The sequence below is a fragment of the Desulfomicrobium apsheronum genome, assembly GCF_900114115.1.
Classification (GTDB): domain Bacteria; phylum Desulfobacterota; class Desulfovibrionia; order Desulfovibrionales; family Desulfomicrobiaceae; genus Desulfomicrobium; species Desulfomicrobium apsheronum.
The window spans coordinates 180,724-207,456 of sequence record NZ_FORX01000004.1 but is presented as its reverse complement, the minus strand read 5'-3'; the positions used below and the strand labels follow the sequence as shown (position 1 = coordinate 207,456).

The 26,733-nt window shown below is 58.9% G+C and carries 24 protein-coding genes; 20 read left to right on the top strand and 4 right to left on the bottom strand.

Features of this window, described 5'->3' with window-relative positions:
* Positions 1–178 precede the first annotated feature (178 nt).
* Genes BMZ40_RS06490 through BMZ40_RS06475 form a run of 4 tightly spaced genes read left to right on the top strand, consistent with a single transcriptional unit; the run spans position 179 to position 3,912 of the window.
* Positions 179–1,414: a KamA family radical SAM protein gene (locus BMZ40_RS06490; protein ID WP_092373289.1), complete on the top strand. Its 1,236-nt coding sequence runs from the start codon at positions 179–181 to the stop codon at positions 1,412–1,414.
* Positions 1,399–2,397, top strand: a complete 999-nt coding sequence (locus tag BMZ40_RS06485) for a D-alanine--D-alanine ligase family protein (RefSeq protein ID WP_092373288.1) — start codon at positions 1,399–1,401, stop codon at positions 2,395–2,397. Before BMZ40_RS06490 ends, BMZ40_RS06485 begins: the two co-directional genes overlap by 16 nt.
* Positions 2,394–3,416: a D-alanine--D-alanine ligase family protein gene (locus BMZ40_RS06480; protein ID WP_092373287.1), complete on the top strand. Its 1,023-nt coding sequence runs from the start codon at positions 2,394–2,396 to the stop codon at positions 3,414–3,416. Before BMZ40_RS06485 ends, BMZ40_RS06480 begins: the two co-directional genes overlap by 4 nt.
* Positions 3,409–3,912, top strand: coding sequence for a GNAT family N-acetyltransferase (locus BMZ40_RS06475; RefSeq protein ID WP_092373286.1), 504 nt, complete (start codon positions 3,409–3,411; stop codon positions 3,910–3,912). Before BMZ40_RS06480 ends, BMZ40_RS06475 begins: the two co-directional genes overlap by 8 nt.
* Position 3,913: 1 nt before the next feature.
* Here BMZ40_RS06475 and BMZ40_RS06470 read toward each other — a convergent pair whose 3' ends face one another.
* Positions 3,914–4,819: a VgrG-related protein gene (locus tag BMZ40_RS06470; protein ID WP_092373285.1), complete on the bottom strand. Its 906-nt coding sequence runs from the start codon at positions 4,817–4,819 to the stop codon at positions 3,914–3,916.
* 213 nt (positions 4,820–5,032) lie between these two features.
* On the opposite strand from BMZ40_RS06470, the gene BMZ40_RS06465 reads away from it, so the two are divergent.
* The 6 genes from BMZ40_RS06465 (at position 5,033) to BMZ40_RS06440 (ending at position 12,584) form a co-directional block, all read left to right on the top strand.
* Positions 5,033–6,070, top strand: a complete 1,038-nt coding sequence (locus tag BMZ40_RS06465) for an acyltransferase family protein (protein WP_092373284.1) — start codon at positions 5,033–5,035, stop codon at positions 6,068–6,070.
* A 178-nt stretch (positions 6,071–6,248) separates the two neighbouring features.
* A complete protein-coding gene (locus BMZ40_RS06460) occupies positions 6,249–8,483 on the top strand; it encodes a hybrid sensor histidine kinase/response regulator (RefSeq protein WP_092373283.1) in 2,235 nt (744 codons plus the stop codon).
* 201 nt (positions 8,484–8,684) lie between these two features.
* Positions 8,685–9,740, top strand: a complete 1,056-nt coding sequence (locus tag BMZ40_RS06455; protein WP_092373282.1) for an extracellular solute-binding protein — start codon at positions 8,685–8,687, stop codon at positions 9,738–9,740.
* A 68-nt stretch (positions 9,741–9,808) separates the two neighbouring features.
* On the top strand, positions 9,809–10,894 hold the full coding sequence (locus tag BMZ40_RS06450) for an ABC transporter ATP-binding protein (protein WP_092373281.1): 1,086 nt from the start codon (positions 9,809–9,811) through the stop codon (positions 10,892–10,894).
* Entirely contained in the window at positions 10,891–11,727 is an 837-nt protein-coding gene (locus BMZ40_RS06445) for an ABC transporter permease (RefSeq protein ID WP_092191093.1), read from the top strand. Before BMZ40_RS06450 ends, BMZ40_RS06445 begins: the two co-directional genes overlap by 4 nt.
* Positions 11,724–12,584 (top strand): ABC transporter permease, encoded by an 861-nt coding sequence (locus BMZ40_RS06440; RefSeq protein ID WP_092373280.1) that lies wholly within the window; start codon positions 11,724–11,726, stop codon positions 12,582–12,584. The genes BMZ40_RS06445 and BMZ40_RS06440 overlap by 4 nt, the downstream gene beginning before the upstream one ends.
* 34 nt (positions 12,585–12,618) lie before the next feature.
* Here BMZ40_RS06440 and BMZ40_RS06435 read toward each other — a convergent pair whose 3' ends face one another.
* Complete coding sequence (locus tag BMZ40_RS06435; RefSeq protein WP_092373279.1) at positions 12,619–13,470, bottom strand: alpha/beta fold hydrolase; 852 nt, start codon at positions 13,468–13,470, stop codon at positions 12,619–12,621.
* Positions 13,467–14,591: an A/G-specific adenine glycosylase gene (gene mutY / locus BMZ40_RS20035; protein ID WP_177193048.1), complete on the bottom strand. Its 1,125-nt coding sequence runs from the start codon at positions 14,589–14,591 to the stop codon at positions 13,467–13,469. The genes BMZ40_RS06435 and mutY overlap by 4 nt, the downstream gene beginning before the upstream one ends.
* A gap of 210 nt (positions 14,592–14,801) precedes the next feature.
* On the opposite strand from mutY, the gene BMZ40_RS06425 reads away from it, so the two are divergent.
* From BMZ40_RS06425 to BMZ40_RS06380, 10 genes are all read left to right on the top strand, one after another.
* On the top strand, positions 14,802–15,803 hold the full coding sequence (locus BMZ40_RS06425) for a glycosyltransferase family 2 protein (RefSeq protein ID WP_092373278.1): 1,002 nt from the start codon (positions 14,802–14,804) through the stop codon (positions 15,801–15,803).
* A gap of 39 nt (positions 15,804–15,842) precedes the next feature.
* Positions 15,843–16,265 (top strand): hypothetical protein, encoded by a 423-nt coding sequence (locus tag BMZ40_RS06420; protein ID WP_092373277.1) that lies wholly within the window; start codon positions 15,843–15,845, stop codon positions 16,263–16,265.
* Positions 16,265–18,208: an ABC-F family ATP-binding cassette domain-containing protein gene (locus BMZ40_RS06415; RefSeq protein ID WP_092373276.1), complete on the top strand. Its 1,944-nt coding sequence runs from the start codon at positions 16,265–16,267 to the stop codon at positions 18,206–18,208. The genes BMZ40_RS06420 and BMZ40_RS06415 overlap by 1 nt, the downstream gene beginning before the upstream one ends.
* The gene (locus tag BMZ40_RS06410) at positions 18,205–18,609 is read left to right on the top strand and encodes a (deoxy)nucleoside triphosphate pyrophosphohydrolase (protein WP_092373275.1); all 405 of its coding nucleotides are present in this window, start codon (positions 18,205–18,207) and stop codon (positions 18,607–18,609) included. The genes BMZ40_RS06415 and BMZ40_RS06410 overlap by 4 nt, the downstream gene beginning before the upstream one ends.
* Before the next feature lie 66 nt (positions 18,610–18,675).
* Entirely contained in the window at positions 18,676–19,881 is a 1,206-nt protein-coding gene (locus BMZ40_RS06405; RefSeq protein WP_092373274.1) for a type II secretion system F family protein, read from the top strand.
* Positions 19,882–20,045: 164 nt separating this feature from the next.
* Positions 20,046–20,933: a methylenetetrahydrofolate reductase [NAD(P)H] gene (gene metF / locus BMZ40_RS06400; protein ID WP_092373273.1), complete on the top strand. Its 888-nt coding sequence runs from the start codon at positions 20,046–20,048 to the stop codon at positions 20,931–20,933.
* 15 nt (positions 20,934–20,948) lie between these two features.
* Positions 20,949–21,977, top strand: coding sequence for an aspartate-semialdehyde dehydrogenase (locus BMZ40_RS06395; RefSeq protein WP_092373272.1), 1,029 nt, complete (start codon positions 20,949–20,951; stop codon positions 21,975–21,977).
* A gap of 111 nt (positions 21,978–22,088) precedes the next feature.
* Positions 22,089–23,042 (top strand): aminotransferase class IV, encoded by a 954-nt coding sequence (locus tag BMZ40_RS06390; RefSeq protein WP_092373271.1) that lies wholly within the window; start codon positions 22,089–22,091, stop codon positions 23,040–23,042.
* 136 nt (positions 23,043–23,178) lie between these two features.
* On the top strand, positions 23,179–24,270 hold the full coding sequence (locus BMZ40_RS06385) for a glycosyltransferase (RefSeq protein ID WP_092373270.1): 1,092 nt from the start codon (positions 23,179–23,181) through the stop codon (positions 24,268–24,270).
* A 96-nt stretch (positions 24,271–24,366) separates the two neighbouring features.
* Entirely contained in the window at positions 24,367–26,004 is a 1,638-nt protein-coding gene (locus tag BMZ40_RS06380) for an FAD-dependent oxidoreductase (protein WP_092373269.1), read from the top strand.
* A gap of 87 nt (positions 26,005–26,091) precedes the next feature.
* On the opposite strand, the gene BMZ40_RS06375 is transcribed toward BMZ40_RS06380, so the two are convergent.
* Positions 26,092–26,436, bottom strand: a complete 345-nt coding sequence (locus tag BMZ40_RS06375) for a PilZ domain-containing protein (protein WP_092373268.1) — start codon at positions 26,434–26,436, stop codon at positions 26,092–26,094.
* Positions 26,437–26,733 lie beyond the last annotated feature (297 nt).

The window sequence follows — 26,733 nt, the reverse complement described above, 5'->3', positions numbered from 1 at the left end:
TGACAAGAAAATGGGAAAGGCATATGAGCCGTCGCATCAGGGAACATGCGTCTTTTTTCGCTGTTTAAAGAGGATGCGCATGGATGATTTTCGCTGATTTTATGTTTTTATTTCAATATATTGTCGATGATTGGCGCGTTTTCATTTTTTGAATAATTTTACGTGCGCAGAGGAAACCATGGACGTTGTCGAATTAGTCGCGGCAGAGCCTTCCGAAATCGACCAGGAGCTGGCCGAACCCCCCTCATTATCTTCCCTTCCCGAAGACCTGGAGCTTGGCCTCTGGGCGCATCGCAAGAAATTCATGAGCACGCATTTTCCCGGTGCCGTGCAGAAAGACTGGGACAGCTGGCGCTGGCAGCTGAAGAACCGTGTCACCTCCGTGGAGGCCATGGCGCGGATTCTTGGCGTGCCCGCCCCGGTCTTCGAAAAGACCAGGCGGCAACTGCCCGCGGCCGCCACGCCCTATTACCTGTGGGTCGCCTCCCGCAGCGAGTCCGTGCGACGCTGCATCCTGCCTGATGTGCGTGAAACGCTGAGTCTGCCTTTCGAGACTCCGGACCCGCTCGGCGAGGAAGGGCACAGCCCGGTTCCCGGCATTGTCCATCGCTATCCGGACAGGGTGCTGTTTCTGGTCACGGAGTTCTGCTCGACCTATTGCCGCTATTGCACGCGCTCCCGGCTGGTGGGCAAGGTCGGGCACCGCTCGGACATGCGCAGCTGGCAGGCCGCCCTCGACTATATTCGTGAACATGACGAGGTGCGCGACGTGCTGCTCTCCGGGGGCGATCCGCTGACCCTGCCGGACATGAAGATCGAGTGGCTGCTGTCCCAACTGCGCGCCATTCCACATGTGGAGATCATCCGCATCGGCTCCAAGGTTCCGGCCGTGCTTCCCCAGCGCATCACGTCCAAGCTGGTGCGCATGCTGCGCCGCTATCATCCGCTGTTCATCAGCCTGCACTTCACGCATCCCGACGAGATGACGCCGGACACAGCCCAGGCCTGCAACCGGCTGGCCGACGGCGGCATCCCCCTCGGGAGCCAGACAGTGCTGCTATCCGGCGTCAACGACGACGCGCCGACCATGAAGCGGCTCATGCACGGGCTGATCCGCAATCGCGTCCGGCCCTACTACCTGTACCAGTGCGACCCGATTCCCGGATCGAGCCATTTCCGGACTCCGGTGGAGACGGGGCTGACCATCATCCGGAATCTGCGCGGGCACACTTCGGGCTACTGCATCCCGACCTATGTCATCGATGCTCCCGGCGGCGGTGGCAAGGTGCCGCTGCAACCGGACTATTTTCAGGGCCGGGACGAGCAGGGCATCGTGCTGCGCAACTATGAAAACCGTGTTTTCCATTACCCCGATCAGCTTTGCCCGCAGGAGGGATCATGCTCGTTGGCATGACCTACGATCTGCAGCAGGACTACCTGGCGGCCGGATACGACAGGGACGAGGTGGCGGAACTGGACAGTCCCGTCACCGTCGAGGCCGTCAGAGGTGCGCTCTTGTCCCAGGGGCACGACGTGGAGCTGATCGGCGGGGCCGGCCCGCTGGTGCGCGCCCTGGCGGGCGGGCGGCGCTGGGACATGGTCTTCAATTTCGCCGAGGGCATGCTCGGATTGGCCCGCGAGGCCCAGGTTCCGGCCCTGCTGGATGCGTGGGACATTCCCTACACCTTCTCCGGGCCCGAAGTGCTGGCCCTGTCCCTGCACAAGGGCTGGACCAACGCGGTGCTGCGGGCGCACGACGTGCCCACGGCCGATTTCAGGATCGTGAACAGCATGGACGAGGTGGAAAAAATCGATCTGCCCTTTCCGCTCTTTGTCAAACCCGTAGCCGAAGGGTCCAGCAAGGGGGTGAGCGACAAGTCCCTGGTCAGGGACCGGCAGGCATTGCGCGAGATCTGCGACCATGTCCTGCGCACGTATCGTCAGCCCGCCCTGGTCGAGACGTTTCTTCCGGGCCGGGAATTCACCGTGGGCATTTTGGGCAGCGGCCGGGAGTGCAGGGTGCTCGGGGTCATGGAGGTGCTCGCCACCGCCCGGGGCGACGCGTGCGCCTACACCTACGCCAACAAGCAGGAATGGCGCGAGCGGGCGCTCTACGAACTGGCCACCGACGGCCCGGCTCGGCAGGCCGCCGAGGTGGCCCGCGCGGCATGGCAGGCCCTTGGATGCCTGGACGCCGGGCGTGTCGACGTGCGTCTGGACGAGCGGGGCGAGGCTCGGTTCATCGAGGTCAATCCGTTGGCGGGCCTCAATCCGGAGAGTTCCGACCTGCCCATTCTCTGCGGCAAGATCGGGCTGGAGTATGCCGAACTCATCAGGGGCATCATGGATTCCGCCATGCGCAGAGCCGAAAACAGGGCTCAAAGGAAACGCACGTGAGCCCTTTGCATGTGGCCGTGGTGCGCGAGAGCGTTCCTGACGCCGCTTCCCCCGACGCCCTCGACACGGTGCTGCAGGCCCGAAGCGTGCGCGAGAGCCTGGCCCGTTGCGGCTGGCGGACCTCGGAGCATGTCCTGGGTTCCGATCCCTCGGCGCTTGAGGCCGCTCTGGCGCACCGCAGGCCCGATGTGGTCTTCAATCTGGTCGAGTCCTGTCATGGGGTGTCCAGCCTCGCATGCCTGGCGCCGGCCCTGTTTCGCAAGGCCGGGCTTGTCTATACCGGGGCGGACGAGGGCAGCATGAGCCTGGCAGGCGACAAGGCCCTGGCCCGGCGGCTCATGCATGCGGCCGGGCTGCCCGTGCCTTGCGGTGCGACGCTCGGGGAATTGCAGCGGGGCGTTTTCCCCGGGCCGGGCAGATACATCGTCAAGGCGCGTTTCGAGGATGCTTCCCTCGGCCTTGGCCCGGACTGCGTCGTCGAGGTGCGTGCGCGCGAAGAGCTGCTGACGGTCATGAAGGAACTGGCTCCGCGCATGGGCGGAGATTGCGTGGCCGAAGGCTATGTTAGCGGCCGGGAGTTCAACCTGGCCCTGCTGGCGGAGCAGGGCGGGAAGGTCCGCGCGCTGCCCCTGGCGGAGATGGTCTTCGATGCGGCGACGCCGGGTCCGGCCATCCTGCACTATGCGGCCAAATGGGAGCAGGACAGTGCGGATTACGCCGCTTCGTCGCGCAGCTTCGATCTTGCCGGGGATGAGTCCCTGGTCCGTGAGATGACGCGGATCGGCGTTTCCTGCTGGGAACTTTTCAGTCTGGCCGGGTACGCACGCATCGACTTTCGTGTTGGCGACGGCGGCCTGGTACGCATCATCGACGTCAATCCGAATCCGTGCATTTCCCCGGACGCGGGCTTTGTGGCCGCGGCCAGGCAGGCCGGGCTGGACCATGCCGCGCTGGTCCGGGACATCGTCCTCGATGCCCTGGAGAGGGCGGGCCGGGGGGAGAAGACCTGCCGTGCATGAGATTTTCTTTCGTGATCAGGTACGCGCCGAAGACCAGCACGCCGTGCGCGAAATAGTGACCTCCACGACATTTTTCTCGGCTTCCGAGGTGGATGTGGCCGAGGAGCTGGTGGCCGAGCGTCTGGCCAAAGGAGAGGAGAGCGGATATTTTTTCGTGTTCGCCGAGATCCCTGGGCGTGGCCCCCTGGGCTATGCGTGTTATGGCCCCACGCCGTGCACCGAGAGCACCCATGATCTGTACTGGATCGCGGTGCATGAAGAGATGCGCGGTCAGGGGCTGGGCAGGAAACTGCTGGCGGAAGTGGAGGCGCGGTTGCGCAGGGGCAAGGGAGGCAAGCTCATCGCCGAGACGTCGTCACGGGAACAGTACGCGCCGACGCAAAGGTTCTATCTGTCCTGCGGTTTCAGCCTGGAGGCCCGCATTCGCGATTACTATGCCCCGGGTGAGGACATCCTCTATTTTACAAAAAATATCGGGCCCTTGAGGCAGGAATGAGCTAGGCCACGGACTGTTTGTCGCCACTTAGCATGGCCAGGACCATTTCCTTTTCCACGTTCATGCGGTTTTTCACGCTGGCCTGCACGCTGGCCGTGGAGGAGCCGAATTGTGATTTACGGTTGTCGTAGACCTTGTCGATGAGTTTTTGCGCGAACTGGTGCTCAGGCTGTTCCGTGCCGATGGCTTTGATGGCCCGTCCGAAGATCCTGGCCGCTCCGCCGGCTCCATGCTGAACCGCCGTGCTCCAAAGCGCTTCGCGGGCTGCGGCTGGCATGGTGTCCATGTCCACGCCGGTTCGTGCCAAAATCTTGTCACGAGCGGGGGCGTAATGGGTGGCCTCGATGAAATCCCGTTGCAGCGCGCCGAATTTATCCGGGTCTTCGGCCGCGATTTCACGCCAGACTTCCGGCATGCGTCCACCGGTCGAGCCCGTGTCCGCAGGTCCGGCGGCCTTGAGTTTCGAGGCCCAGCCGGGCTCCTTGTCACGCAGGAATGTGATGAAGTCTTTCATGGTGCCGGGCTTGGACGCGATCTGGTAGGTTCCGTAGGATGTGCCGCCGTTTCTGTCATGGCCGATGGCGTTCACGCCCGATGTTCCGGACTCGAAGGTCGCGGACAGGGAGCCTATCGGGCTCTGTCCACGGGAACTGCGCGCCGAGCCTGTCCCAGCGTCCGAGGAGGACTGCTGCTTCATGATGGCGGCCAGTCCGTGCAGGGCATCCCGCATGAGGGAGTTTTCCATGGAGGAGCCGCCAAGGTTCGCGCTCAATTCGTTTATGTCTTTGGTTCCCAGGGCCTGACGCATGTGGCTTTGAAATCCGTCCTCCAGCGCAGTCTTGTGGCTCCTGCGTTCGGGCTTGGTCCCCATGAGGGTCATCAGTTGGATGGGATCAAGAAGGCTCATGTAACGTCTCCATGTCAAAATCGTGTCGCTATCGGTGCTTCAGGGCAATCTTAGCAGATTTTGGGCCAGACCCGGGCAGGTCCGGCATGGCGCGGGCGGAGCGTTTTTTCGGGCGGGATGCCGGGAATTTTTTTCTGGTTTGCCGGATGTGGTTGACTTGGTCCTGATCGCGGCGGTTCGCCTGTCGTCAACTTCTTTCTTTGGATAATAAGCATGCATCTGAGATCTTTTGAGTATTTTCGAGCGGTTGCGATTGTTCTGATTGTAATTGGCCATTGCTACGGCATCGCCGGATGGGTGATCGACAGTTTTGGGGAGCGGGTGGTGGCCAATATGATTTCGGGTGGGACATCCCTTTTCGTTTTCATTTCAGGATTTCTTTTTCATCATGTTTTCTATCCAAAATTTGTTTATCGCAAATTTTTGGAAAAGAAATTCAAGAATGTGTACGTACCATATCTCATTTTGTCCGTTCTGCCCATTATCTGGGCTTTGGTCATAAAAGCGCCATTTCCGGATTTTTATTTTGGTCCTGAACCTACTTTCTACGATCAGATTGTCCGCCCAACGCTTCTGTACTACTGGTATGGAGGTGTCATGGTTTATTGGTATATTCCTTTCATCATGGCCATGTTTATAATATCCCCTTTGTTCATTTGGTTTATAAGAATAGATCTGCGTAAAAAAATATATATAATATCAATTCTTTCTTTGATATCAATTTTTATGCATAGACCTGTAAATAATTGGTCCATAGTTCAGTCTGTTGTATATTTTTCTCCTGTTTACATGTTCGGTATTTTATGTTCGATGGAAAGAGATTTCATATATGAAAAATTTAAAGGAAAGGATTTCAACCTGTTAGGATGTGCAATTTTTTTGGCCGTGGTGCAGGCTGTTTTTTTTGATGCGTGTGGAAATTTGCAGAAAAAACCTTTTGAATTCAATTGGATCGATATAGCTTTTGTACAGAAGCAGATATTGTGTGTCTATTTCATGGTCTTTTTGCATAAATATGAACATATTGATAGCACGTTACTAAAAACACTTGCGGCCTCAAGTTTTGCCATTTATTTTCTGCATGGCTGGATCATTTATCTCATTTCAACGGTTCAGTCATATTACAGGCCATATTACGGGCTGCATCTTTTGCCCATCCTGTCGCCGCTTGTCATCTGGGCTTCCTACGCAGTGGCCAAGCGGGTCAAAAAGAAATTTCCCAACAAGAGCCGCATGCTCATCGGCTGGTAGCGTTCAGCCGTTTGTCCTCCTCGCGATGACGCCGGAATCCGTGTTCCGGCGCCGTCACGATCGCGCGGATGAAGCCTTCCCGCTTCAACCGATTCCTTCCCTTTTCTTCGCCAGCGCGCTATGGATGGCTCAATAAGCCCCGGAATGCATCCGTCTTTCGGGGCTTGGGAGTACGCTCATGCGGCTGGCTTTTTTTCAATCCCTGCGGGCCATGCTTTTCGGCCTGGTGCTTCTGTCAGTGCTTCCGGCGCTGGGGATCATTTTGTTCAATGGACTCCAGAGCCGCGACGACGCGTTTCGCCACGCCGAGGAAGAGTTGATCCGGATAGTCACGGCCATGGCCGGTGTGCAGCACAGGACCTCCGAGGTGACCCGGCAGACTCTTTCGACCCTGTCGGTCATGGATCGGGTTCAAAACCAGGATGTCGCTGGCTGCATGGCGATCTTCAAGAGAATTCTGCTCCACAACCCCCTTTATACCAACATCGCCCTGACTGACCCACGAGGGGAGGTGCTGGCATCGGCCGTGCCCATGTCCTTCGGCAGTCTTGCGGACCGCAAGCATTTCAGGGACGCCATGCGCACCAGGGATTTTTCCCCGGGAGAATATATCGTTTCCAGGGGAACCTCGATTCCGTCCTTTGCGTTTGCCTATCCCCTCCTGGATGGACTGGGGCAGGTTAAAGGGGTTCTCACCGTGGCTCTCGATCTGACGCGGCTTCATTCATTTTTTGTCGAGCAGCATCTGCCTGACGATTCCTATATTGGCATTGCCGACCATGAGGGCAGACGCATCTTCAGGTCCGTCGTCGATGAATCTTTTCCCCTGGGCGAATTCGTCAGCCCTGTAGCCTCGGCGAAATCAAAGCAGGGCGGGGGCAGCGGGGTTTTTGTCAGCAAGGGTTCCGACGGACTCAGTCGCATGAACGCGTTTTACAAGATCAGACACGCTCCTGGGGCGGAACCGTACATGACCATCTTTGTCGGAGTGCCCGAGGCTTCCATAGGCGCCGACGCCCACAAAGCAATGGCGACGGGCCTTCTTTTGTCTGCCTGCGCGGCCCTGCTGGCCCTGGTCATGGCCTGGGTCGCGGAGAGGGCCTTTTTCATGCCCAGAATCAACGCGCTGGTCATGGCCGCCGAGCGTTTCCGGACCGGCGACTACACCAGACCCACCGGGGTGGACCATGACGCCGGAGAACTGGGTCTTGTGGCCGGAGCCCTCGACCGCATGGCGCTGGAGCGACGGATAGCGCAGGACGATCTGAACAGGGCCAAGGAGGCGGCCGAGGACGCTTCCCGCAGCAAATCCGAATTTCTGGCCAACATGAGCCATGAAATACGAACGCCCCTCAATGGAGTCCTGAGCATGTTGCAGTTGCTTGAGACCACGGCTCCCGATGTCGAGCAGCAGGAATATCTCGAAGCGGCCATTCGTTCCACAAATAGGCTCTCCCGTCTGCTTTCCGACATTCTCGACCTTTCCCGCATCGAATCCAACAAGATGGTCATTCAGGAGGAAAGTTTCGCCCTGGCCGATGTGCGGCAGAGCATCATCGACATCTTCGGCACTCCGGCCCGCGAAAAGGGGGTGCGGCTGGAGGTGCGGACGGATCCGCGCATCCCTGCCCACCTGTTCGGCGACGAGGTCAGACTGCGGCAGATTCTTTTCAATCTGGTGGGCAACGCCGTCAAGTTCACACCGAAGGGTCGGATCGATGTGAGTTTTGTCCTTGTCTCGGCGGTGGGGGAATCCCCCTGCCAAATCCGCTGCACGGTCCAGGACAGCGGAGTGGGCATTCCAAGCGAGCGCCTCAAGGATATTTTCGAGCCGTTCATTCAGGTCGATGGCTCCTGCGTGCGTACGCATCAGGGCGCGGGTCTTGGACTGGCCATCGTGCGCCGTCTGGTAGATCTCATGCAAGGGCAGATACAGATCGAAAGCGTGCAGGGCGAAGGCACCTCGGTCGGCGTGACCCTTCCTTTCGCCGTTGGGTCGAGCGAACCTGCGCGGACGCAACGCGAGGACATGGCGGCAGACCTTGGCGGGCGGCGTTTTCTGCTGGTCGAGGACGACGGGGTGAACCGCATGGCCATGGAGCGGATACTGGCAAAGTTCGGCTGCGAGGTCATAAGCGCCACCAATGGCCGTGAAGCCATCGAAATACTGGATCGCGAGCACGTCGATCTGGTTTTCATGGATGTGCAGATGCCGGTCATGGACGGGATGGAGGCCACGCGGATCATTCGGGAAGAGCTTGGCCGGGACGTCCCCATAGTGGCCATGACCGCCTATGCCATGGCCGGAGACCGGGAGCGCTTCCTGCAAGCCGGAATGGACGCCTACATCGCCAAGCCTGTGGACATGGCGCACCTCAAAGAAACCATCATCTCGATTCTCGCCAAAAGGTGATTTTTAACGGGGGCGATGCGGAAGATTTTCTGCTCGGACCGGAGTGTGCGTTCAGTTTTTTTTGTGCAGGGCGGACGTGGAATACCCTGGAAATTTTTTTGCCGTTGTCTTGTCTTCACGGTGTCATGCACTTGTCGAAATTGATTGAGATTGATACATGTTTATTTGGCTTTTCCTACACACTTATAAGGAGAATTACGCATGAAACGGATTGTTTTGATGATCGTTTTTCTAATGGTCGGTTCATCTCTGGCCATGGCCGATACCCTCCAGCTGCTGACCTGGAAAGGGTACGCCCCCAAGGAGCTGGTGGACAAGTTCGAGGCCGAGACGGGAGTCAAGGTCGAGGTGACCTACTCCAACAACGAGGAAATGATCGCCAAGCTGCGGGCCACGCGCGGTGCCGGCTTTGACCTGGCCCAGCCCAGTCAGGACCGTATCTCCTCGGTGCAGGAAGAGTTCGGCATCTACCAGCCCATCGATTACTCCAGAATCGAGGCCGACCTGTTCATTCCCTCCATGCTCGAAGCCGTGAAGAAGAACACTCTGGTCGGAGGCCAGTCGCACGCGGTTCCCTTCTGCTGGGGCACCTCCGGTCTGGTGGTCAACACCGCAAAGGCCAAGGGCGCGACCTCCTGGAAGGCTCTCATCGATCCGCAGTACAAGGGGCGGATTAGCTATCGTTTAAAACGTCCTCTCATTATCGCAATGGGCTTTGCCCTTGGGTACAATCCGTTTGAACTTTATACTGATGAAAAAGCATACGCTGAAATGCTTTCAAAAATTGAATCTGAGTTAATAAAGACCAAGACTTTGGTAAAGAATTATTGGTCAAATGGAGATCAATTACTGGAATCAGTTCGTACAGGAGAGATTACTGTTGCGGAAGCTTGGGATAATGGCGCTTGGAAACTGTACGAAGAGGACAAGAATATCGATTTTGTTGCTCCAAGTGAAGGCGCTTTAGGTTGGATTGATACATTCACTATTCCAGCTAAAGCAAAAAATTTGGATGCAGCATATAAGTGGATTAATTTTATGCTTCGACCGGAGAATAGTGGTTATTTTACATCTGCAGAGAAGGCTCCTACAGCATCCAAAGGTGCGGGGCCTTTTGTCGATCCGGCTTTCCAGGCCAATTTCGATCGTTCCTTCCCGCAGGCGACCATCGACAACATCAAATGGTATCCGCCCGTTCCCGCCAACCTTGAAGCCATGGAAGGCAAGGTGCTGGACAAGGTCAAGGCCTCCAACTAAGCACGAAAGGTCCGAAGCCTCCCGGCTTCGGACCTCATTTTTTTCTTTTTTTCCACAACGGAAGGCGCATGCAATTCGATTTGGTCATTACCGGTCTGGTCAAGAAGTTCGGGACATTTTCGGCTGTTGAAGATGTCTCCTTTTCCGTGCCCAAGGGCTCCTTTTTCTCCATCCTCGGTCCTTCCGGGTGCGGCAAGACCACGCTTCTGCGCATGATCGCCGGATTCGAGGAAGCCACAAGCGGCAGCATCGAGATAAGCGGACAGGACATGCGCGGGGTGACGCCCAACAACCGGCCCGTCAATCTGGTCTTTCAGCATCTGGCCCTTTTTCCGATGATGGACGTGGCCGAGAACATCGCCTTTGGCCTGAAGCGCCGCAACATGCCTGCCGCCGAGATCCGCCGCCGCACGGAGGAAATCCTGGAACGGGTGGACCTGCCCGGATTCGGCGCCAAGCGCATCCAGCAGCTCTCCGGCGGTCAGAAGCAGCGCGTGGCCATCGCCCGATGCCTGGTGCTCGACCCCAAGGTCCTGTTGCTGGACGAGCCGCTGGGCGCCCTTGACCTGAAGCTCAGGGAACAGATGAAAGTCGAGCTGAAGAAGCTCCAGGCCAAGATCGGTACGACCTTTGTCTACATTACCCACGACCAGTCCGAAGCCCTGGTCATGTCCGACACCGTGGCGGTCATGAACAAGGGACGCTTTGAGCAGGTCGGCTCCCCGCAGGAGCTCTACGGCGATCCGCACACACCTTTCGTGGCGGGATTCGTGGGCGACAACAACCGCTGGGCCGGAAGGGTGGAGGACATGGACGACCACACGGTGATCATCCGCACGGATGAGAACCTGGTTTTTCGCGCCCGCAAGAAGGCCGATGCGCGCAAGGGCCCGGCCACTCTTTTTCTGCGTCCCGAGGCCATGGTCATCGAGCCGCCCGATCCGGCCGGGCTCAACACCTTCGGCGTCACGGTCAAGGCCATCCTCTTCGACGGGGCCAACAGCCGCCTGTTGACCGCCACCGCGAGCGGTCACGAACTGCTCGTGGCTCTGCCCCAGAACCGCGCCTTCGACCACATCCGTCCCGGCGAGGACATCACCCTGGGCTGGCATCCCGAGTCCGGCATCGCGTTCGCGCGGGAGGAGACGCCATGAAGCGCTCCGGCCTGTTCTGGATCTTTCTGGCTCCGGTGCTGATGTGGCTTGTTCTGCTCATCGTGCTGCCGCATCTGGATCTGCTCATCCTGAGCTTCAGGGTCGGCAAGAGCTGGAGTCTCGAAAATTACGGCAATTTCTTTCTGGAGCCCATCTACTGGCTGACCTTCGTGCGCACGGCGGCCTATTCCGTCATCACCACCTTTTTGACCCTGATCGTGTCCCTGCCCGTGGCCTTCTACATCACCAAGCTTTCCCGGCCAGGGGTGCGCGGTTTTCTGATGGTCCTTCTGCTGCTGCCGTTCTGGGTCAGCGAACTGGTGCGGGTTTACGGCTGGATGATCCTGCTGCGCGAATCGGGGGTAATCAACTATTTTCTGCTGCAGCTTGGCCTTGTCTCGCGGCCCATCGAGATGCTCTACAATGACGCGACCATGATCATGGGCCTTGTGTACACGTCCATGCTCTTCATGGTGGTGCCGCTGGTCTCGGTCATGGAGAGCCTGGACGACAGCCTGGTCGAGGCCGCCTATGACCTGGGTGCGAGCAAGTCCTGCATCTGGCGTACGATCATCATTCCGCACTGCAAGCCGGGCATCACGTCCGGGTCCATCGTGGTCTTCATGCTGGTGCTCGGCAACTACCTGACCCCCAACCTCATGGGCGGCAAGAACTCGCTGTGGTTCACGGAACAGATCTACAACCAGTTCATCGCCAGCTTCAACTGGAACCAGGGCGCGGCCTTTGGCTTTCTGCTGCTGGTGTTGAGTTCGGGCATCATCTGGGTGGGCCTCAGGCTCTCGGGCCAGCGCCTGGGCGAGGTGGCCTCATGATTCGCTCGCTGCCCAGATCCCGGGCCTACGACCGCGCCTTTGTGGTCTTCATCCTGCTCTATTTCTTTTTCCTGTTCGCGCCGCTCCTGGTGACCTGCGTGCTGGCCTTCAACAATTCCGATTTTCCGTCCCTGCCCTGGCGCGGCTTCACCCTGGACTGGTTCTTTTCGGCCGGACCGAAACGGGTCGGCATCTTCGAGGACGCAGACAACCTGCGCTCCATTTGGGTCAGCTTCCAGACCGCGCTGTGGGTCTCGGCTTCGTGCGTGGTGGTGGGAGTTTGCGCCGCGTTTCTGTTCGAGCAGGAGAACTTCAGGGGCAAGAATTTTTTGTATTTTCTGATGCTCGCACCCCTGGTCATCCCGGGCGTGATCCTTGGCATCTCCATTCTGCTGGGGGCGACGACGGCGGGAATCTATTTCGAGGATCACTGGAACCTGGATTTCGATCTTTTCAGGCCCAGCTTCTGGCTGGTCGTGGTGGGGCAGTTTTCCTTCATCACCACCTTCGTGACGCTGGTGGTTTCGGCCAAGCTGCGCAAGTTCGACCATTCCCTGGAAGAGGCGGCGTTGAACCTCGGCGCAACCCGTTTTCAGGTCATCTGGCACATCACCCTGCGCTATCTGCGCTCGTCGATTATCGGCTCCGGGGCCGTGGCCTTCCTGATGAGCTTCGAGAATTTCAATACCACCCTCTTTCTGGTCGGCTCGCAGCCCACTCTGCCCATCAATCTGTATCTGCAGGTCCGCGACGGCTCAACGCCGGTGATAAATGCCATCTCGCTTTTGCTCATCCTCGGCACGTCCGTGCTGGCCCTGACCAATCTGTACCTTGACCGCAAGGAAGGCCTCAAGTGAGAACCGGCCCTGCCCGCCCCGCGCGGGCAGAGGCTCAGGCAAGGTCCTGAGCGGCGGTTCGTGATCCTTCGCTTGCGTTCTCGGTGCTGATCCAGCGGCGAACTTCCCGGAACACCTCGCGAGAGTGAAGCATGGCCACATGGCTTACCGGCCGTGTCGTCATTTCTTCCCATCCCGGAGCCTTGCAGCGCAGGGCCGCGTTGGGCAGCACCATGTTGTCCGCCGGGGAATGCAGGGCCAGACGGCGCACGTGGGAAGGCAGCGGCAACCGCGTGACCGCGCGCACGGTTTCGCCTTGGTAGCCGAGATATCTGCCCAGCGAGGACAGCGCAAAGGGCGAGAGCTTGCTTCCGGCAAAGGGCGTGCCCATGGTCACGAGGCTCTTGATGCGGCTTGAGTCATGAAGCCCAGCCAGCGCCGACCACAGGAGCAGCCCGCCCATGCTGTGCCCGACCAGATGCACTTCCCGGTCCGGGTGCGCGGCCAGCAGGGATTCGAGATCCTTGCGCAGACCGGCTACGGTTTCGTCCCACCCTGAGTTCCAGCTCGCATAGGAAAAACAGACCGTGGCGAAACCTTGGGCCTGCATCCAGCGTCGAAAGAGAATCCAGGCGCTCTGGTTGTGAAAGAGCCCATGCACGAGCACCACCAGATCCCGCCCGCCGGTCGGCTCTTTCCAGAGGCGTGGCCACAGGCCCAATGGGTGCAGCAGCAGGATCGCCATTTCGCTCGCGATGCTGCGCAGGGCGGTTTTTCCGGCCAGGGCCAGGAAGGGACCCAGCGGTTTGCCCGCCTGATTGCTCTCCTCGTAGCAGTACAGCGTGTAGGTCAGGAGGGCGAGAAGGAGGGTCGTCGCGAGAAAGACGGTCAGCAGAAATGTGATCATGTGTGTACCTTTGCCCGGAATTTCGGATCGTTGTCGAGGTGGCGGACGAGTTTGCGATGACCGGCCGGAAAGGCCAGCTTCATGATTTCGGACCAGCTGGCCCAGCGATGTTCCTGGGCGGCCTGGAGGTCCAGCTCCTCCGGGCTTGAGAGCAGGGTCACGACAAAGGCGTGCAGGGTCACGCGAAAGCGCGTGAAAGAATGTTTGAAGGAGGCGATGGGCTCGGGATGGTTCACGATCAGCCGCGTCTCTTCCATGTATTCGCGGATCACGGCCTCCTGCGGTGTCTCGCCCTCTTCCACGACTCCGCCCGGGAACTCCCAGAGGTTGCCCCAGACATCTTCGGCCAGCCTTTTTTGCGTCAGGATGTGGCCGTCATGGATCAGTATTCCCGTGGCCATGGTCAGGTAGACGGGGGAGGGGGCTTTGGCGACGACAGGCCGTTCCTCCTGCACTCCGGCTTCCCGGGCCCGGCACCAGTGCGCCAGTGCGCACTGCGGACAGGATGGATTTCTTGGCGTGCAGACAAGGCTGCCGAATTCCATCAGCGCCTGGTTGAATTCCCGCGCATGCCCACTTGGCAGGAGGCGCTGCCCGTATTCGCCGATCTCTTTTTGGGCCTGACGGGATTTTACGGGTTGCCCGATGTTGTACAGACGGCTAACGAGCCGTTCGACGTTGGCGTCCACGACGCAGACATCCTGCCTGAAGGCGATGCTGGCGATGGCCCGGGCAGTGTAGGGGCCGATTCCGGGCAGGGCCAGCAGCGCTTCCATCGAGGGCGGCAGGGTCCCGCCGTGAAGCTCCACGACCATCCGCGCCGCCTTGTGCAGATTGCGGGCGCGTGAATAGTATCCAAGGCCTTCCCAGAGTTTCAGGACCTCGTCTTGCGGAGCCTGGGCCAGGCTGTCCACGTCCGGGAAGCGCGCGATCCAGCGTTTGAAATATTCCACGCCGCGCTCCATCTGGGTCTGCTGGAGCATGATCTCCGAGATCCAGACGTGATAGGGGCTGTAGGTCATGCGCCAGGGCAGGTCGCGCTTGTGGCGGGAAAACCAGTCCAGCAGGGCGTCTGCGATGAGCGTTTCGGAAGCTGTGCCGTTTGGTGGCATTGAAGGCATTGACGGGTTTCCGTGGTTCGGGGTTGACGGGATGGATTTACCTTGCGCGGGAAATGTGAAATCTGTGTTCTGCTTTGGTCAGCGCTCGGCGCGCTGTCAAGAGTGGTCCGAAATTGTCGCTCAGGGAGATTTGATGTCTGTTGCCCGTGTCCAGTTTGCGGCCGTGATCGCGGTCCGTGTCCATGACCTTTGCTTCGGCGGGTCCGGGGTATGATCTCCGTGGCGTTGCCCTGCTACAATTCCGGGGACGGCCTTGAGGCCTGCCTGGACAGCCTGCTGGGCCAGACCTTTGAGGATTTCGAGGTCGTGGCGGTCAACGACGGGTCTCTTGACGACACCCTCGGCCTGCTCCGGCGATACGCGTCCCGGGATTCCAGAATCCGTGTTTTCGACCGTCCACACGGGGGCGTGGTGCAGGCCATGAATTATGCCGTGGAACAGTGCCGGGGCGAGTACGTGGCCCGCATGGACAGCGACGATGTCTGCCTGCCGCGCCGTCTTGAACTGCAAAAGGACCATCTGGACCGCCACCCCCACCTGGGCCTGGTCGGCGGGCGGGTCCGCTTCGGCGGCGATCCCGAGACCGGCCGGGGCTACAAAGCCTACGTGGACTGGACCAACACCCTGGTGACGGAAGAGGAGATCTCCCTGTCCCGCTTTGTGGAACCGCCTTATGCCAATCCAAGCATAATGTTCCGCAAAGAGCTTGTCAGTCGGTGCGGCCCGTTTTATGACGGCCCGTTTCCCGAAGATTACGAATTTTTGCTGCGTCTGATGGCCGCCGACGTGCGCATGGACAAGGTTCCCCAGGAGGTGCTGATCTGGAATGATCCGCCTTCCCGGCTCACGCGCACGGACCCCCGCTACGATCCCGATGCATTCTATCGCACCAAGGCCGAATATCTGGCTCGGTGGCTTGCTTCGAGGGGGATAGACCGGGTGTCGATCATCGGTGGCGGGCGCATCACCCGGCGTCGGGCCCTGATGCTTGAGGAACACGGCATTGTCATCAATTGCTGGCTGGAGGTCGATCAAAACAAGATCGGCGGACGGGCCGGTGGTCGTCCGGTCTGTTCATGGCACGAAGTGGGCGCTCCGCAGGGGGAATTTCTCCTGTCCTATGTGGGGAACAGGGGAGCCGGGGCGCGCATCGCCTCGGAACTGGAAGAGCGGGGCTGGATTGCCGGGATACATTTTCTGCTGGCCGCCTGAAGGGCCGGCATCACACTTTTACACGTTGAGGTGCTTATTATGGATCTGATCAAATTTGCCGAAGAAATGGAGACTGTGCTCAAGGCGGCCGCGACCGAAAGCGAGCTGGTTTCTCCGGCCTCGGAAGACGGCGCCATCTGGGGTTTTGAACTTGGCGAGGACGCCAGCGGCTTTCTGTCCCTGGAATCCAACCAGGGCACCCTCGATGTGCCCACGGTGACCGTGTCCCTGTCCCTGGGTTCCATCGAAGAGGTGAGCAAGGAAGACCTGATGGATCTCTTGATCATCAACGGCGACCTGCTCGGCGCTTCCTTGACCATCACCCCGCCGCTCGGCGAAGAGCAGGAGGAGTTCCTCATGCTGCAGACCAAGTTCGTGGCCTCGGAGTTCTCCGAAGACATGTTCAACAAGTCCGTCACTTCCCTTATGACCCAGATGTCCATCTTCTTCGAAGCGGAATAATGTCCAAGATTACCGTTCAAGCTGTTTCCAAGGCGTATTCCGGAGTGGATCTCTTCATGGGCCTGTCCATGGAGGTCCATTCCGGGACCCGTCTCGCCCTGGTTGGTCCCAACGGGTGCGGCAAGTCCACGCTGCTCAGGATCATGGCCGGTGAAACCGCGCCCGATTCCGGCAAGGTGACGGTGCCCAAGGGGTCCCAGATAGGATTCGTGCGTCAGGAACTGGGTGCGCTCGATCTGGCCAAGCCCCTGCAGGAGTTCGTGCTGGAAGTGCTGCCCTCCTGGGGGGAATTCTGGACGCAGTGGCGCGCCGCCCTGGACCGGGACGACGAGGCCGCCCTGATCCGCCTGCACGACCGGCAGGAGGAACTTGAGCATCAGTACGGGTACAACCCTGAGCACAGGGCTCATGCCATTCTTTCCGGTCTGGGCTTTGCGCCCTCTGTTTTCTCCCGTCCCGTGGGCGAGCTGAGCGGCGGCTGGCGCGAACGGGCCAAGCTGGCCCGGGTGCTGGTGGCCGGGGCGGACATTCTCTTTCTGGACGAGCCGACCAACCACCTCGACCTGGAGGCCGTGGAGTGGCTTGAGTCCTACGTGCTGAGCTTCGAGGGCGTGCTCGTCTTCGTGGCTCACGATCGTTATTTTCTGGACCGGGTCGCGAACAAGGTCCTGTTTCTCGGAGGCGAGAAGCCCTTTTTGCGGGACGGCAATTTCACCCAGTTTCTGGAATGGAACGCCGAACGCAACGATCAGATCCGGCGACAGGCGGACAAGCTGCGCACGGAGATCGGCAAGAAGCAGGCCTTCGTGGATCGTTTCCGGGCCAAGGCCACCAAGGCCAAGCAGGCCCAGAGCAGGCTCGGCCAGATCGGCAAGCTGCAAAACGAACTCCAGACCCTGACCCCAGAGACCCGCGCCCGCACCCTGTCTTTTAGCTGGCCCGAGCCCGAGCGAGGCAACCAGACCGTGCTGTCCGCAGTGGAGCTGTCCTTTTCCTTTCCGGACGCGTCCCTGTTTTCGGATCTGTCCTTCAACATCTATCGAGGTCAGAAAATCGGCCTGGTCGGCCCCAACGGACGGGGCAAATCGACCCTGATCAAGCTCATCACCGGCCAGTTGAAGCCGAGCCAGGGTCGGATCAACATGGGGTCGAGCATCGTCACCGGGTATTTCAGCCAGCACCAGACCGACATCGTGCGCCCGGCCTTCACGGTCATGTCCGAGATCAAGCGGCTGGCCTCGCCTTCATGCACGGATCTGCAGCTCAAGTCCGCCCTTGGCCTGTTCATGCTCGGCGAGCGCTACTGGGAAAAGAAGGTCGAGGATCTGAGCGGCGGCGAAAAGAACCGCCTGGTGCTGAGCACCCTTTTCCTGAGCCGTGCCAATTTCCTCATTCTGGACGAACCGACCAACCACCTGGACATGGAGAGCCGAGAGGCCCTCATGGACGCGCTCTCGGCGTATCAGGGCACCATGCTGGTGGTCGCCCATGATCGGTACCTTTTGAGCGAGGTGGTGAGCGAAATCTGGGAACTGCATGCCGACGGCATCGAGGTGCATCAGTGCGGCTTTGACGAATACCACGCCCGCAAGAAGGCGCGGGAGGCGCAGGAGCAGGAAAAGCCAGACATGACTCGTGCGCTGCGCAACGAGCAGAAGCTCAAGAAGCGCGAGCAGGCCGAGATGCGCAACAGAATCTATCAGCAGCTCAAGCCCCTGCGCAAGAAATACGAGAAGCTCGAAGCGGAGCTTGAAGCCAACCTGGTCGAGCAGGAAACCCTGGAGACGCGGCTGGCCGACCCTGCGACCTACGAGGACGTGGCCCTGTCCCGGGAACTCGGGCAGCGCTTCGCGGCCTTGCAGAACAGGGCCGAAGAGCTGATGTCGGATCTGGCCTATCTGGAAAAGGAACTCCAGGAGCTTGAGATTCAGAGGGATGCATGAGCGCGGACACCATCGATGTGGTGGCCGCGATCATCGTGCGCGAAGGCAGATTCCTGGCCGCCCGGCGCTCGGCATCCATGACCGAGTCGGGATTCTGGGAATTTCCGGGCGGCAAGGTCGAGGCCGAGGAGACGCTTGGTCAGGCACTTGTGCGGGAACTGGAAGAGGAATTATCCATTGCAATAGATGCTTTTTCCCTCTGGAAAGTAAAGGAAAAAAAGGTTAAGGTAGGTGCAATTCGGCTCTTCTTTCATCTTGTGACGGAATTTTCCGGCGCACCAACGCCGCGTGAAGGTCAGGAACTGGCCTGGATCACTTGTGAAGAAGCCCGGGGTTACTCTTTTTTGCCGGCCGACGAGGAAATTCTGTCCGAACTTTCTGCATGCCTGCAAACGCTTTGACCCCCCACCGGATTCGCGGCAGCGATTGGTTACGTATTTTCCCGACCCAACTTCTGGAGGACGTTCATGCCTGTCTTCATCTATAAGGCTAAAACACGCGGCGGTAGATCAGTCAAAGGGGATTTGGACGCTCCAAGCCTTGAATTTGCCGAAAATATCCTGCGACGCAAGGGATACGGCAATGTCCGGGTCAAGCCGAAACCCAAGGATATTCTGGAAGGTACCTTTCTTGAGGGCGGTGTGTCCGATCGAGACATGGTCGTCTTCAGTCGGCAGTTCGCCACCATGATCAATGCAGGCGTGCCCATCCTGCAGGCCTTGCAGATCATGTGCGAGCAGACCGAAAATCCGAAGCTGCGCCGCAAGCTCTACGCGGTCAGAAACGACATCGAGGGCGGCAGTTCACTGTACGAGGCTCTCAAAAAGCATCCTGACATTTTCGACGCCCTCTATTCCAACATGGTCAACGCCGGCGAGACAGGCGGTATCCTGGACCAGGTCCTGCTGCGTCTGGCCGAATACATCGAAAAGGCCGCCAAGCTCAAAGCCAAGATCAAGGGCGCCATGATCTATCCGGGCGTGGTCGTGACCGTGGCCCTGGCGGTCATCGCGGTCATCCTCATCTTCGTCATCCCGACCTTCGAGCAGATGTTCCGGGAATCCGGCGGCGCGCTTCCCCTGCCGACCCAGATAGTCATCAACATGAGTAATTTCGTCATCAACAATTTCATGTTGCTTGTCGCGGGCATCATCGCTCTTTTCGTGGCCTTCAAGTTCTTCTACAAATGGGAGAAGGGGCAGATCATCGTCGATCGCTGGATCCTTTTCGTGCCCGTCTTCGGGCCCCTGTTGCGCAAGGCCGCCGTGGCCAAGTTCAGCCGGACGCTGGCGACCATGGTCTCAAGCGGCGTGCCGATCCTGAATGCGCTCGACATCGTTTCGCGCACATCGGGCAACAAGACCGTCGAGAAAGGCGTGCTCGAAGCCAAGAAATCCATCGCCGAGGGCCAGAGCCTGGCCGAGCCCCTGGACGACACGGGCGTCTTCCCGCCCATGGTCATCCACATGATCGCCATCGGCGAGACCACTGGCGCGCTCGACTCCATGCTCTCGAAGATCGCGGATTTCTACGATGACGAGGTTGACGTGGCCGTCGACGCCCTGACCTCCCTCATCGAGCCCATCATGATCGTTTTCCTAGGCGTGGTCGTTGGTGGCCTGGTCATCAGCATGTACCTGCCCATATTCTCCATCGCCGACACGGTAGCCTGACAGGTTGCCCAAAAACGGCGATCTGTCGCGTCAGCGAAAAAGCCAGACCGCTCATGTAAGCGCAAGACTGCGCGTCTTGGCTTTTTCGCTTTCCTGCTCGACATTTTAGAACGGCCCGTGAATTTTGAATTTTTCAACAATCAGCCAAAGTCCGGGAGTTTTTCGTGCGCATTGCCCAGTTGCTCCAGCGGCAGGAACCGTTCCTGTCGCTGGAGTTCTTTCCCCCCAAGGACCGGGCGCAGTGGCCCGGTTTTTTTGACGTCGTGCGCCAACTGCGCGACCTTGGCCCCCTGTTTTGCTCCGTGACCTACGGCGCGGGCGGAAGCACTCAGCACAACACGCTGGAGATCGTGACCCGCATGAAGCAGGAGTACGGCCTTGAGCCGCTGGCGCACCTGACCTGTGTCGGCGCGGACAGAGCGCGAATCGGTTCGTTTCTGTCGGGCCTGGCCCAGGCCGGAGTGGACAATGTCCTGGCCCTGCGCGGCGATCCTCCGCGCGGCGAGAGCACCTTCACTCCCGACAGTGAGGAGTTCCAGCACGGCAGCGATCTGGTCTCCTTCATCCGGCAGGATTTTTCAGATCTGTCCATCGGCGTGGCCGGGTATCCCGAAAAGCATCCCGAAGCCCCAAACATGGACGACGACCTGGAGCGCCTGCGGCACAAGGTGGCTTGCGGGGCGGATTTCATCATCACGCAGCTATTTTTCGACAACGACGCCTATTTCGATTTCGTGGCCCGGGCCAGGGCGGTCGGCATCGGCGTGCCCATCATCCCGGGCATTCTGCCGGTCCAGAACCTGGCGGCTTTGAAGCGGATGCTCTCCTTTTGCGGAGCCTCGGTGCCCGGAGAGTACATGAGCGACCTGGAGCACGTGCACAAGGTCTACGGAGAGAGCGGGGTGCGGGGGCTGGGCCTTGGCTACGCCAAGAACCAGATCCGAAATCTGCTTGACCGGGGAGCCCCTGGAGTGCATCTCTACACTCTTAACAAAGCCGACACCTGCCTTGATATCTGGAAGGATTTTTCGCGCAGGGACGGGCTGAAGTAACATATTTTGGAGGCGATGATGAAGAAGATTCCCGTAGTGGCCGTGGTTGGCGCGACTGGCGCCGTTGGCAGAGAGATGCTCGATACGTTGGTTCGCCGGAATTTTCCCCACTCGGAAGTGCGGGCTCTTGCCTCTTCGCGCTCCGCGGGCAGCAAGGTGGAATTCGGTTCGAAGACACTGACGGTGCAGGAGCTGACCGAAGATTCCTTCGTCGGCGTCGATCTGGCCCTTTTTTCCGCCGGTGGCTCCACGTCCGAGAAATTCGCGCCCTGCGCGGTCAAGGCCGGCTGCGTGGTGGTCGACAACTCCAGCGCCTGGCGCATGGACCCGAACGTTCCCCTGGTCGTGCCCGAGGTAAATCCGGACGACCTTTCCTGGCACAAGGGCATCATCGCCAACCCCAACTGTTCGACCATCCAGATGGTCGTGGCCCTGAAACCCCTGCATGACGCGGCCCGTATCAAGCGTGTTGTGGTCTCCACCTATCAGGCTGTTTCCGGCACCGGCCAGAAGGCCATCGTCGAGCTCGAAAGTCAGGTGCGCCAGCTTTTCAACGGTCAGGAGAGCACCAATTCGGTTTATCCGCATCGCATCGCCTTCAACTGCCTGCCGCAGATCGACGTCTTCCTGGACAACGAATACACCAAGGAAGAGATGAAGATGGTCCTTGAAACCAAGAAGATCATGGGCGACGACTCCATTCGCCTCACAGCCACCACGGTGCGCGTGCCGGTCTTCTACGGACACAGCGAGAGCGTGAACATCGAGACCGAGAAGAAGCTGACCTCCAAGGAGGCCCGCGCCATCCTGTCCCAGGCACCCGGCGTGCGCGTTCTCGATAACCCGGGCGAGAAGATCTATCCCATGCCCATTCTCGCGGCAGGCGAGGATGACACCTTCGTGGGCCGTATTCGCGAAGACGAAAGCATCGAGAACGGCCTGAACATGTTCATCGTGGCCGACAACATCCGCAAAGGCGCGGCCCTGAACGCCGTCCAGATCGCGGAAGTGCTCCTGGAACGGGATCTTTTGCGCATAGCTTGAACGCCTGACGCGTTTTCTGGTTTGTCCGCACGCCCCGAACCGAATGACGGCTTGGGGCGTGTTTTGCGAGCGGGGCGCAATGAAGCGCGGCTTGCAGTCATGGAGGGAAAAATGGTCGAAATCGGCAATGAGCAGCTCTTTTGGGAACGGTTGCAGTCACTCCCGCGTCCCGGCGAGGAGAATTTCCTGGCTTTCTACGATCACCGGCTGGGCGCGATTTTCACCAATCCGCGCCTCATGCTCATCCCCCTCGATGATCACCTCGTGCATCGCGGCGACGGCGTTTTCGAGGCGCTACGCTTCGAGGATGGGGCCATCTATCAGCTGGGCGAGCATCTGCTGCGCCTGGAGCGTTCCGCAGGCGCTATCGGTCTTGCGCTGCCGATCGGCACCGCCGAACTCGATGACCTGATCCGGCAGGTCTGCGTGGTCAGCAAGGCGGACGAAGGCAATGTCATGGTTTTTGTGGGGCGCGGCCCTGGCGGGTTCACCCTGGACACCCGCGAATGCCCGCATCCGAGCCTTTACATCGTGGCCAAACGTTTCGCCCGCAAGCCCGAATCCTTCTGGACCGCCGGGGTCAGCGCGGTGCGCACGCGCATTCCGGCCAAACAGGGCTGGATGTCCCAGATCAAGAGCGTGAATTATCTGCCCAACGTGCTCATGAAAAAGGACGCCGTGGAGCAGGGCGCCGACTACCCGCTGTGCTTCGATGGGGACGGATTTCTGGCCGAAGGCTCCACGGAGAACGCGGTGCTGGTGGACCGGGACGGGGTTTTCGTCGTGCCGGAACTCAAGAACGCCCTCATGGGCACGACCCTCAAACGGGCCATGAGCCTGGCCGGAGGTTTCATGCCGGTCGCCACCCGTCCCGTGCCAGAGTCCGAACTTTACGACTGCCGCGAGATCATTCTTCTCGGGACGAGCATCGACGCGGTCGGCGTGGTCCGGTACAATGGCCGCGTCGTGGGCGACGGCGCCCCCGGCCCGGTCAGTCTGCGCCTGCGTGAACTGCTGGTGGCGGACCGCAAGGCCCATGGCCGGCCGCTGGTCAGGCACTTGTGAACGTCATGCCGGTGGTTGAAGCACTCAGCGCATGGAAAGCGCGGGTTATCCTCTTCCAGCCTGCGGATCAGGAAAGAACTCTTGCGTGCCTTGAGGCCGCAGTCGTTCACTTGCTCTACGCACATGGTGGCCTTCCGTGAATCGTTCGGTTTGTCTGTTTAATTCAAATCGGGCTTGGGGCGGGGGAGAGCAGTGGTTTTTCACGCATGCCCTTGTTCTGGCGGAGCGAGGCTGGAGAGTTTGCGTCGTAACCAACACGTCTTCGGTTCTTGGGGACAGACTTGTACGTCATCCGCAAATTGAGCTTCTGCGATTGCCAATCGGCAACTTGAGTTTTCTGAACCCGGTGATTCTGGCCGGACTCGTTTCTTTTTTTCGAAGTAATGCTGTGGAAAGTGTCATCCTGGCTTTACCTTCGGACTTGAAATGTGGCGGTTTCGCCGCGCGAATGGCCGGAGTCAAGGACATCATTTTTCGTCGCGGACTGGCATTGCCGACCAAAGATAGCGTTTTGAACCGATTCCTTTTTCGTTGCGTATTGACGAAATTGCTTTGCAATTCCGAAAATACACGACGTATGGTTTTATCTTTGAACAAGAACTTGATCTCGCTCGAACGTACGTTTGTTGTCTACAATGGTTTAGATCTGTCTGCATTTGATGCTTTGCCCAGTCATGCTCTGGTTCCCAGAGCACATCAAAAAGTAGTTATTGGTTGTGCCGGTCGTTTGACCAAGCAGAAGGGACAGAAATACTTGATAGAAGCGATCTCCTTGCTGCGACAGCGAGGCTTCGATGTTGAAGTGCTGCTGGCAGGAACAGGTGAGCTTGAACGGGAATTGCGTGACCACGTCAAAAAGTTGGGGCTGGAAGATTGTTTTCACTTTCTTGGTTTTGTCGAGGAGATGAAGCGGTTTTATTCGTCCATCGACATACTGGCCCTGCCCTCGCTTTGGGAAGGCTTTGGATATGTGCTCTCCGAGGCCATGAGCATGCGCCTTCCGGTAGTGGCATTCGAGGTCAGCAATATTCCCGAGGTCGTGCTGCACGGTCAGGCAGGTTTGCTCGTTCAGGAACGGAATGTCGTTGCCTTTGCTGACGCCTTGGCGCAACTTGTTCACGATGAAGGGTTGCGTATTCGTATGGGTGAGGCCGGACGGAAGAGGGTTGAATCGAAGTTCACCTTGGCAAAAACCGTTCAAGAGTTAGAAGGTGTAATGTTGTCCTGACCAACGAACAATTCCCTGCTTGTCGCGAAGACGACAGCTAAGTGCGTTGTTTATCACCTCGTTAAGCTTGTTTTTGACTCATTCACGGAGATCTCTATGACCAAAGCCAACAAAAAAGAAGAATGGTTTCTGCCCGAGGATCAACGCAAGGCCCTGGCCTCCTTTCTGAAGGACTTTAAGGATGTGGTGCCAGTTCATCTTTTTGTGAAGCAGGGGCAGAACGACGCCTATGCCGATTTTGCGCGCAACCTCATGCAGGACCTCGTTCGCCTTACCGACAAGGTTACGCTCAGCCTGCACTCGCAGGATGAGGCGGCCAACGAGAAGTATGGCGTGGAGCGTTTTCCCACTCTGCTCATCGCCCCCGAAAAATATTCCATCCGCTTCACAGGCGCCCCGGCCGGAGAGGAAGGACAGGCCTTTTTGCACGCTCTGATGATGGTTTCCACGGGAAAGAGCTTTTTGTCCGAGCGCGCCAGGGAGCTGTTGCAGGAATTGCAGGAGCCGAGGCTGGTCAAGGTCTTTGTCAGTCCGACATGTCCGTACTGTCCCGGGCAGTGCGTCAACGCCATCAAGGCGGCCGTCGAGAAGCCGCTCCTGGTCAGTGTCGAGTGCGTCGAGACCGGGGAGAACCCCGAGTATGCCGAGGAGTATTCCGTAGGCTCCATCCCGCATACGGTTTACGATGAAAAGCTTTCCACCGTGGGCATGGAATCGGAGCTGGCTTTTGTCGTTCAGCTTTTGACCCTCAAGGCCGCCAAGGACTTGGCCGAGGAAAGGGACGATCTGGACGCCGCGGACGCAAGCCATCACGACGTGGTCATCATCGGGTCGGGGCCTGCCGGACTTACGGCCGGAATCTACGCCAAACGCGCCGGTCTCGATGCCGTGGTGCTGGAAAAAGGCATTGTCGGCGGCCTGGTCAGCATCACGCCGGAAGTGGAGAACTATCCCGGGTTCATCAACATCGGCGGCAAGATGCTCATGGACATGATTCATGAACAGGCCAAACAGTACGTGGATGTCATCACTGGACAGACCGTCGAGGAGATCAAGATAGGCAGGAATATCGAAGTTCTGACCCAGGACCGGCGTTTTCTGGCGGATGCCGTGATCTACGCGGCGGGAGCGGCCTGGAAGAAGCTCGATGTGCCCGGAGAGGACCGTTTCATGAGCAAGGGTGTGTCCTTTTGCGCCTCCTGCGACGGATTCATGTTCAAGGGCAAGAAGGTTGCCGTCGTCGGAGGGGGGAACACCGCCCTGACCGACGCCCTGCATCTGAAGAATCTGGGCGTGGACGTGTTCATCGTGCATCGCCGCGACAGTTTTCGGGCTGAGCAGCACCTTGTCGATTCCGTGCTCAGGGAGGAAATCCCCGTGCGCTGGAACAACGTCGTGGAGGAGATCGGGGGCAAGGAGACTCTTCGCTTCATAACCCTTCGGCATGTCAAGAGCGGCGAGACGGAACGGGTCGATGTGGACGGGGTCTTTCTGGCCATCGGTATCGTGCCCAACGTGCAGGCCGTGTCCCATCTGGGTCTGGCCCAGGAGCCGGGCGGCTATATCCGCGTCGACAGACAGGGTCGGACCAGCATTCCGCGCATCTATGCGGCCGGAGACATCACCGGGGGAGTGCAGCAGATCGTCACGGCCGTCAGCGAGGGCGCTTCAGCGGCCATGGCGGTTTTCGAGGATCTGACGAGACGCAAGGCGGAACTGGCCGCGCGCAAATGAAAATGGCCCTGCAAAGGGCCATCTCGCATTTAGCCCTCTGACGGGGCCGAATGCCTTGCAATGGGGCATGAACACAGCCGCGCGGGGTTAACCTTCCGCAGGGGCAGAGGACAGGTAGCGCAGACCTACTCCGTACTCAGCGTTTGAATCGGGCAGATTTTTTTTCCAGATGACCTTCGCGTAATAGCATGTCTTCGGGTTCTGAAATTCCATCATCGGGTTCTGGAGTTCTTCGCCCTCCAGAACCTCGATGAGCAGATTGGCACCCAGCTTCGGCGGGGGGTAGTTCAATTCCAGATACATGCCGGTGCTGCTGTAATTGATCATTCTGGCAATTCGGCATTCATCATGATCTCCGGCACAAAAGCGGATGACGGCCTTGTGCGGAATGCGATCCTTTTCCCGATTATCTTTCGTGTTTCTTACTCTCATATGTACCTCGTCCTTTCTGCGGCGTCAGGCTGCGCGAACCCGGACTACCGATATCTCTGTATAAAATTAGCAAACTATATGCCAAATAATGCGGATTTTTGTAGCCGTGTACGTAGGTATAATTACGGAGTACAATCAGACGGGTGAAGGAGTTGTTCCAGTTTTGCCGGATCAGTTTTGGATGCGGATTTTCCGGGCGGATCAGATTGTGGGATGATTCTGTTTTTATATTTCGAGCTATTGGCGATGAAAACCGCCGTGACTCCGGATCTGGAGGGGATGGCGGGGCAGCTTCCG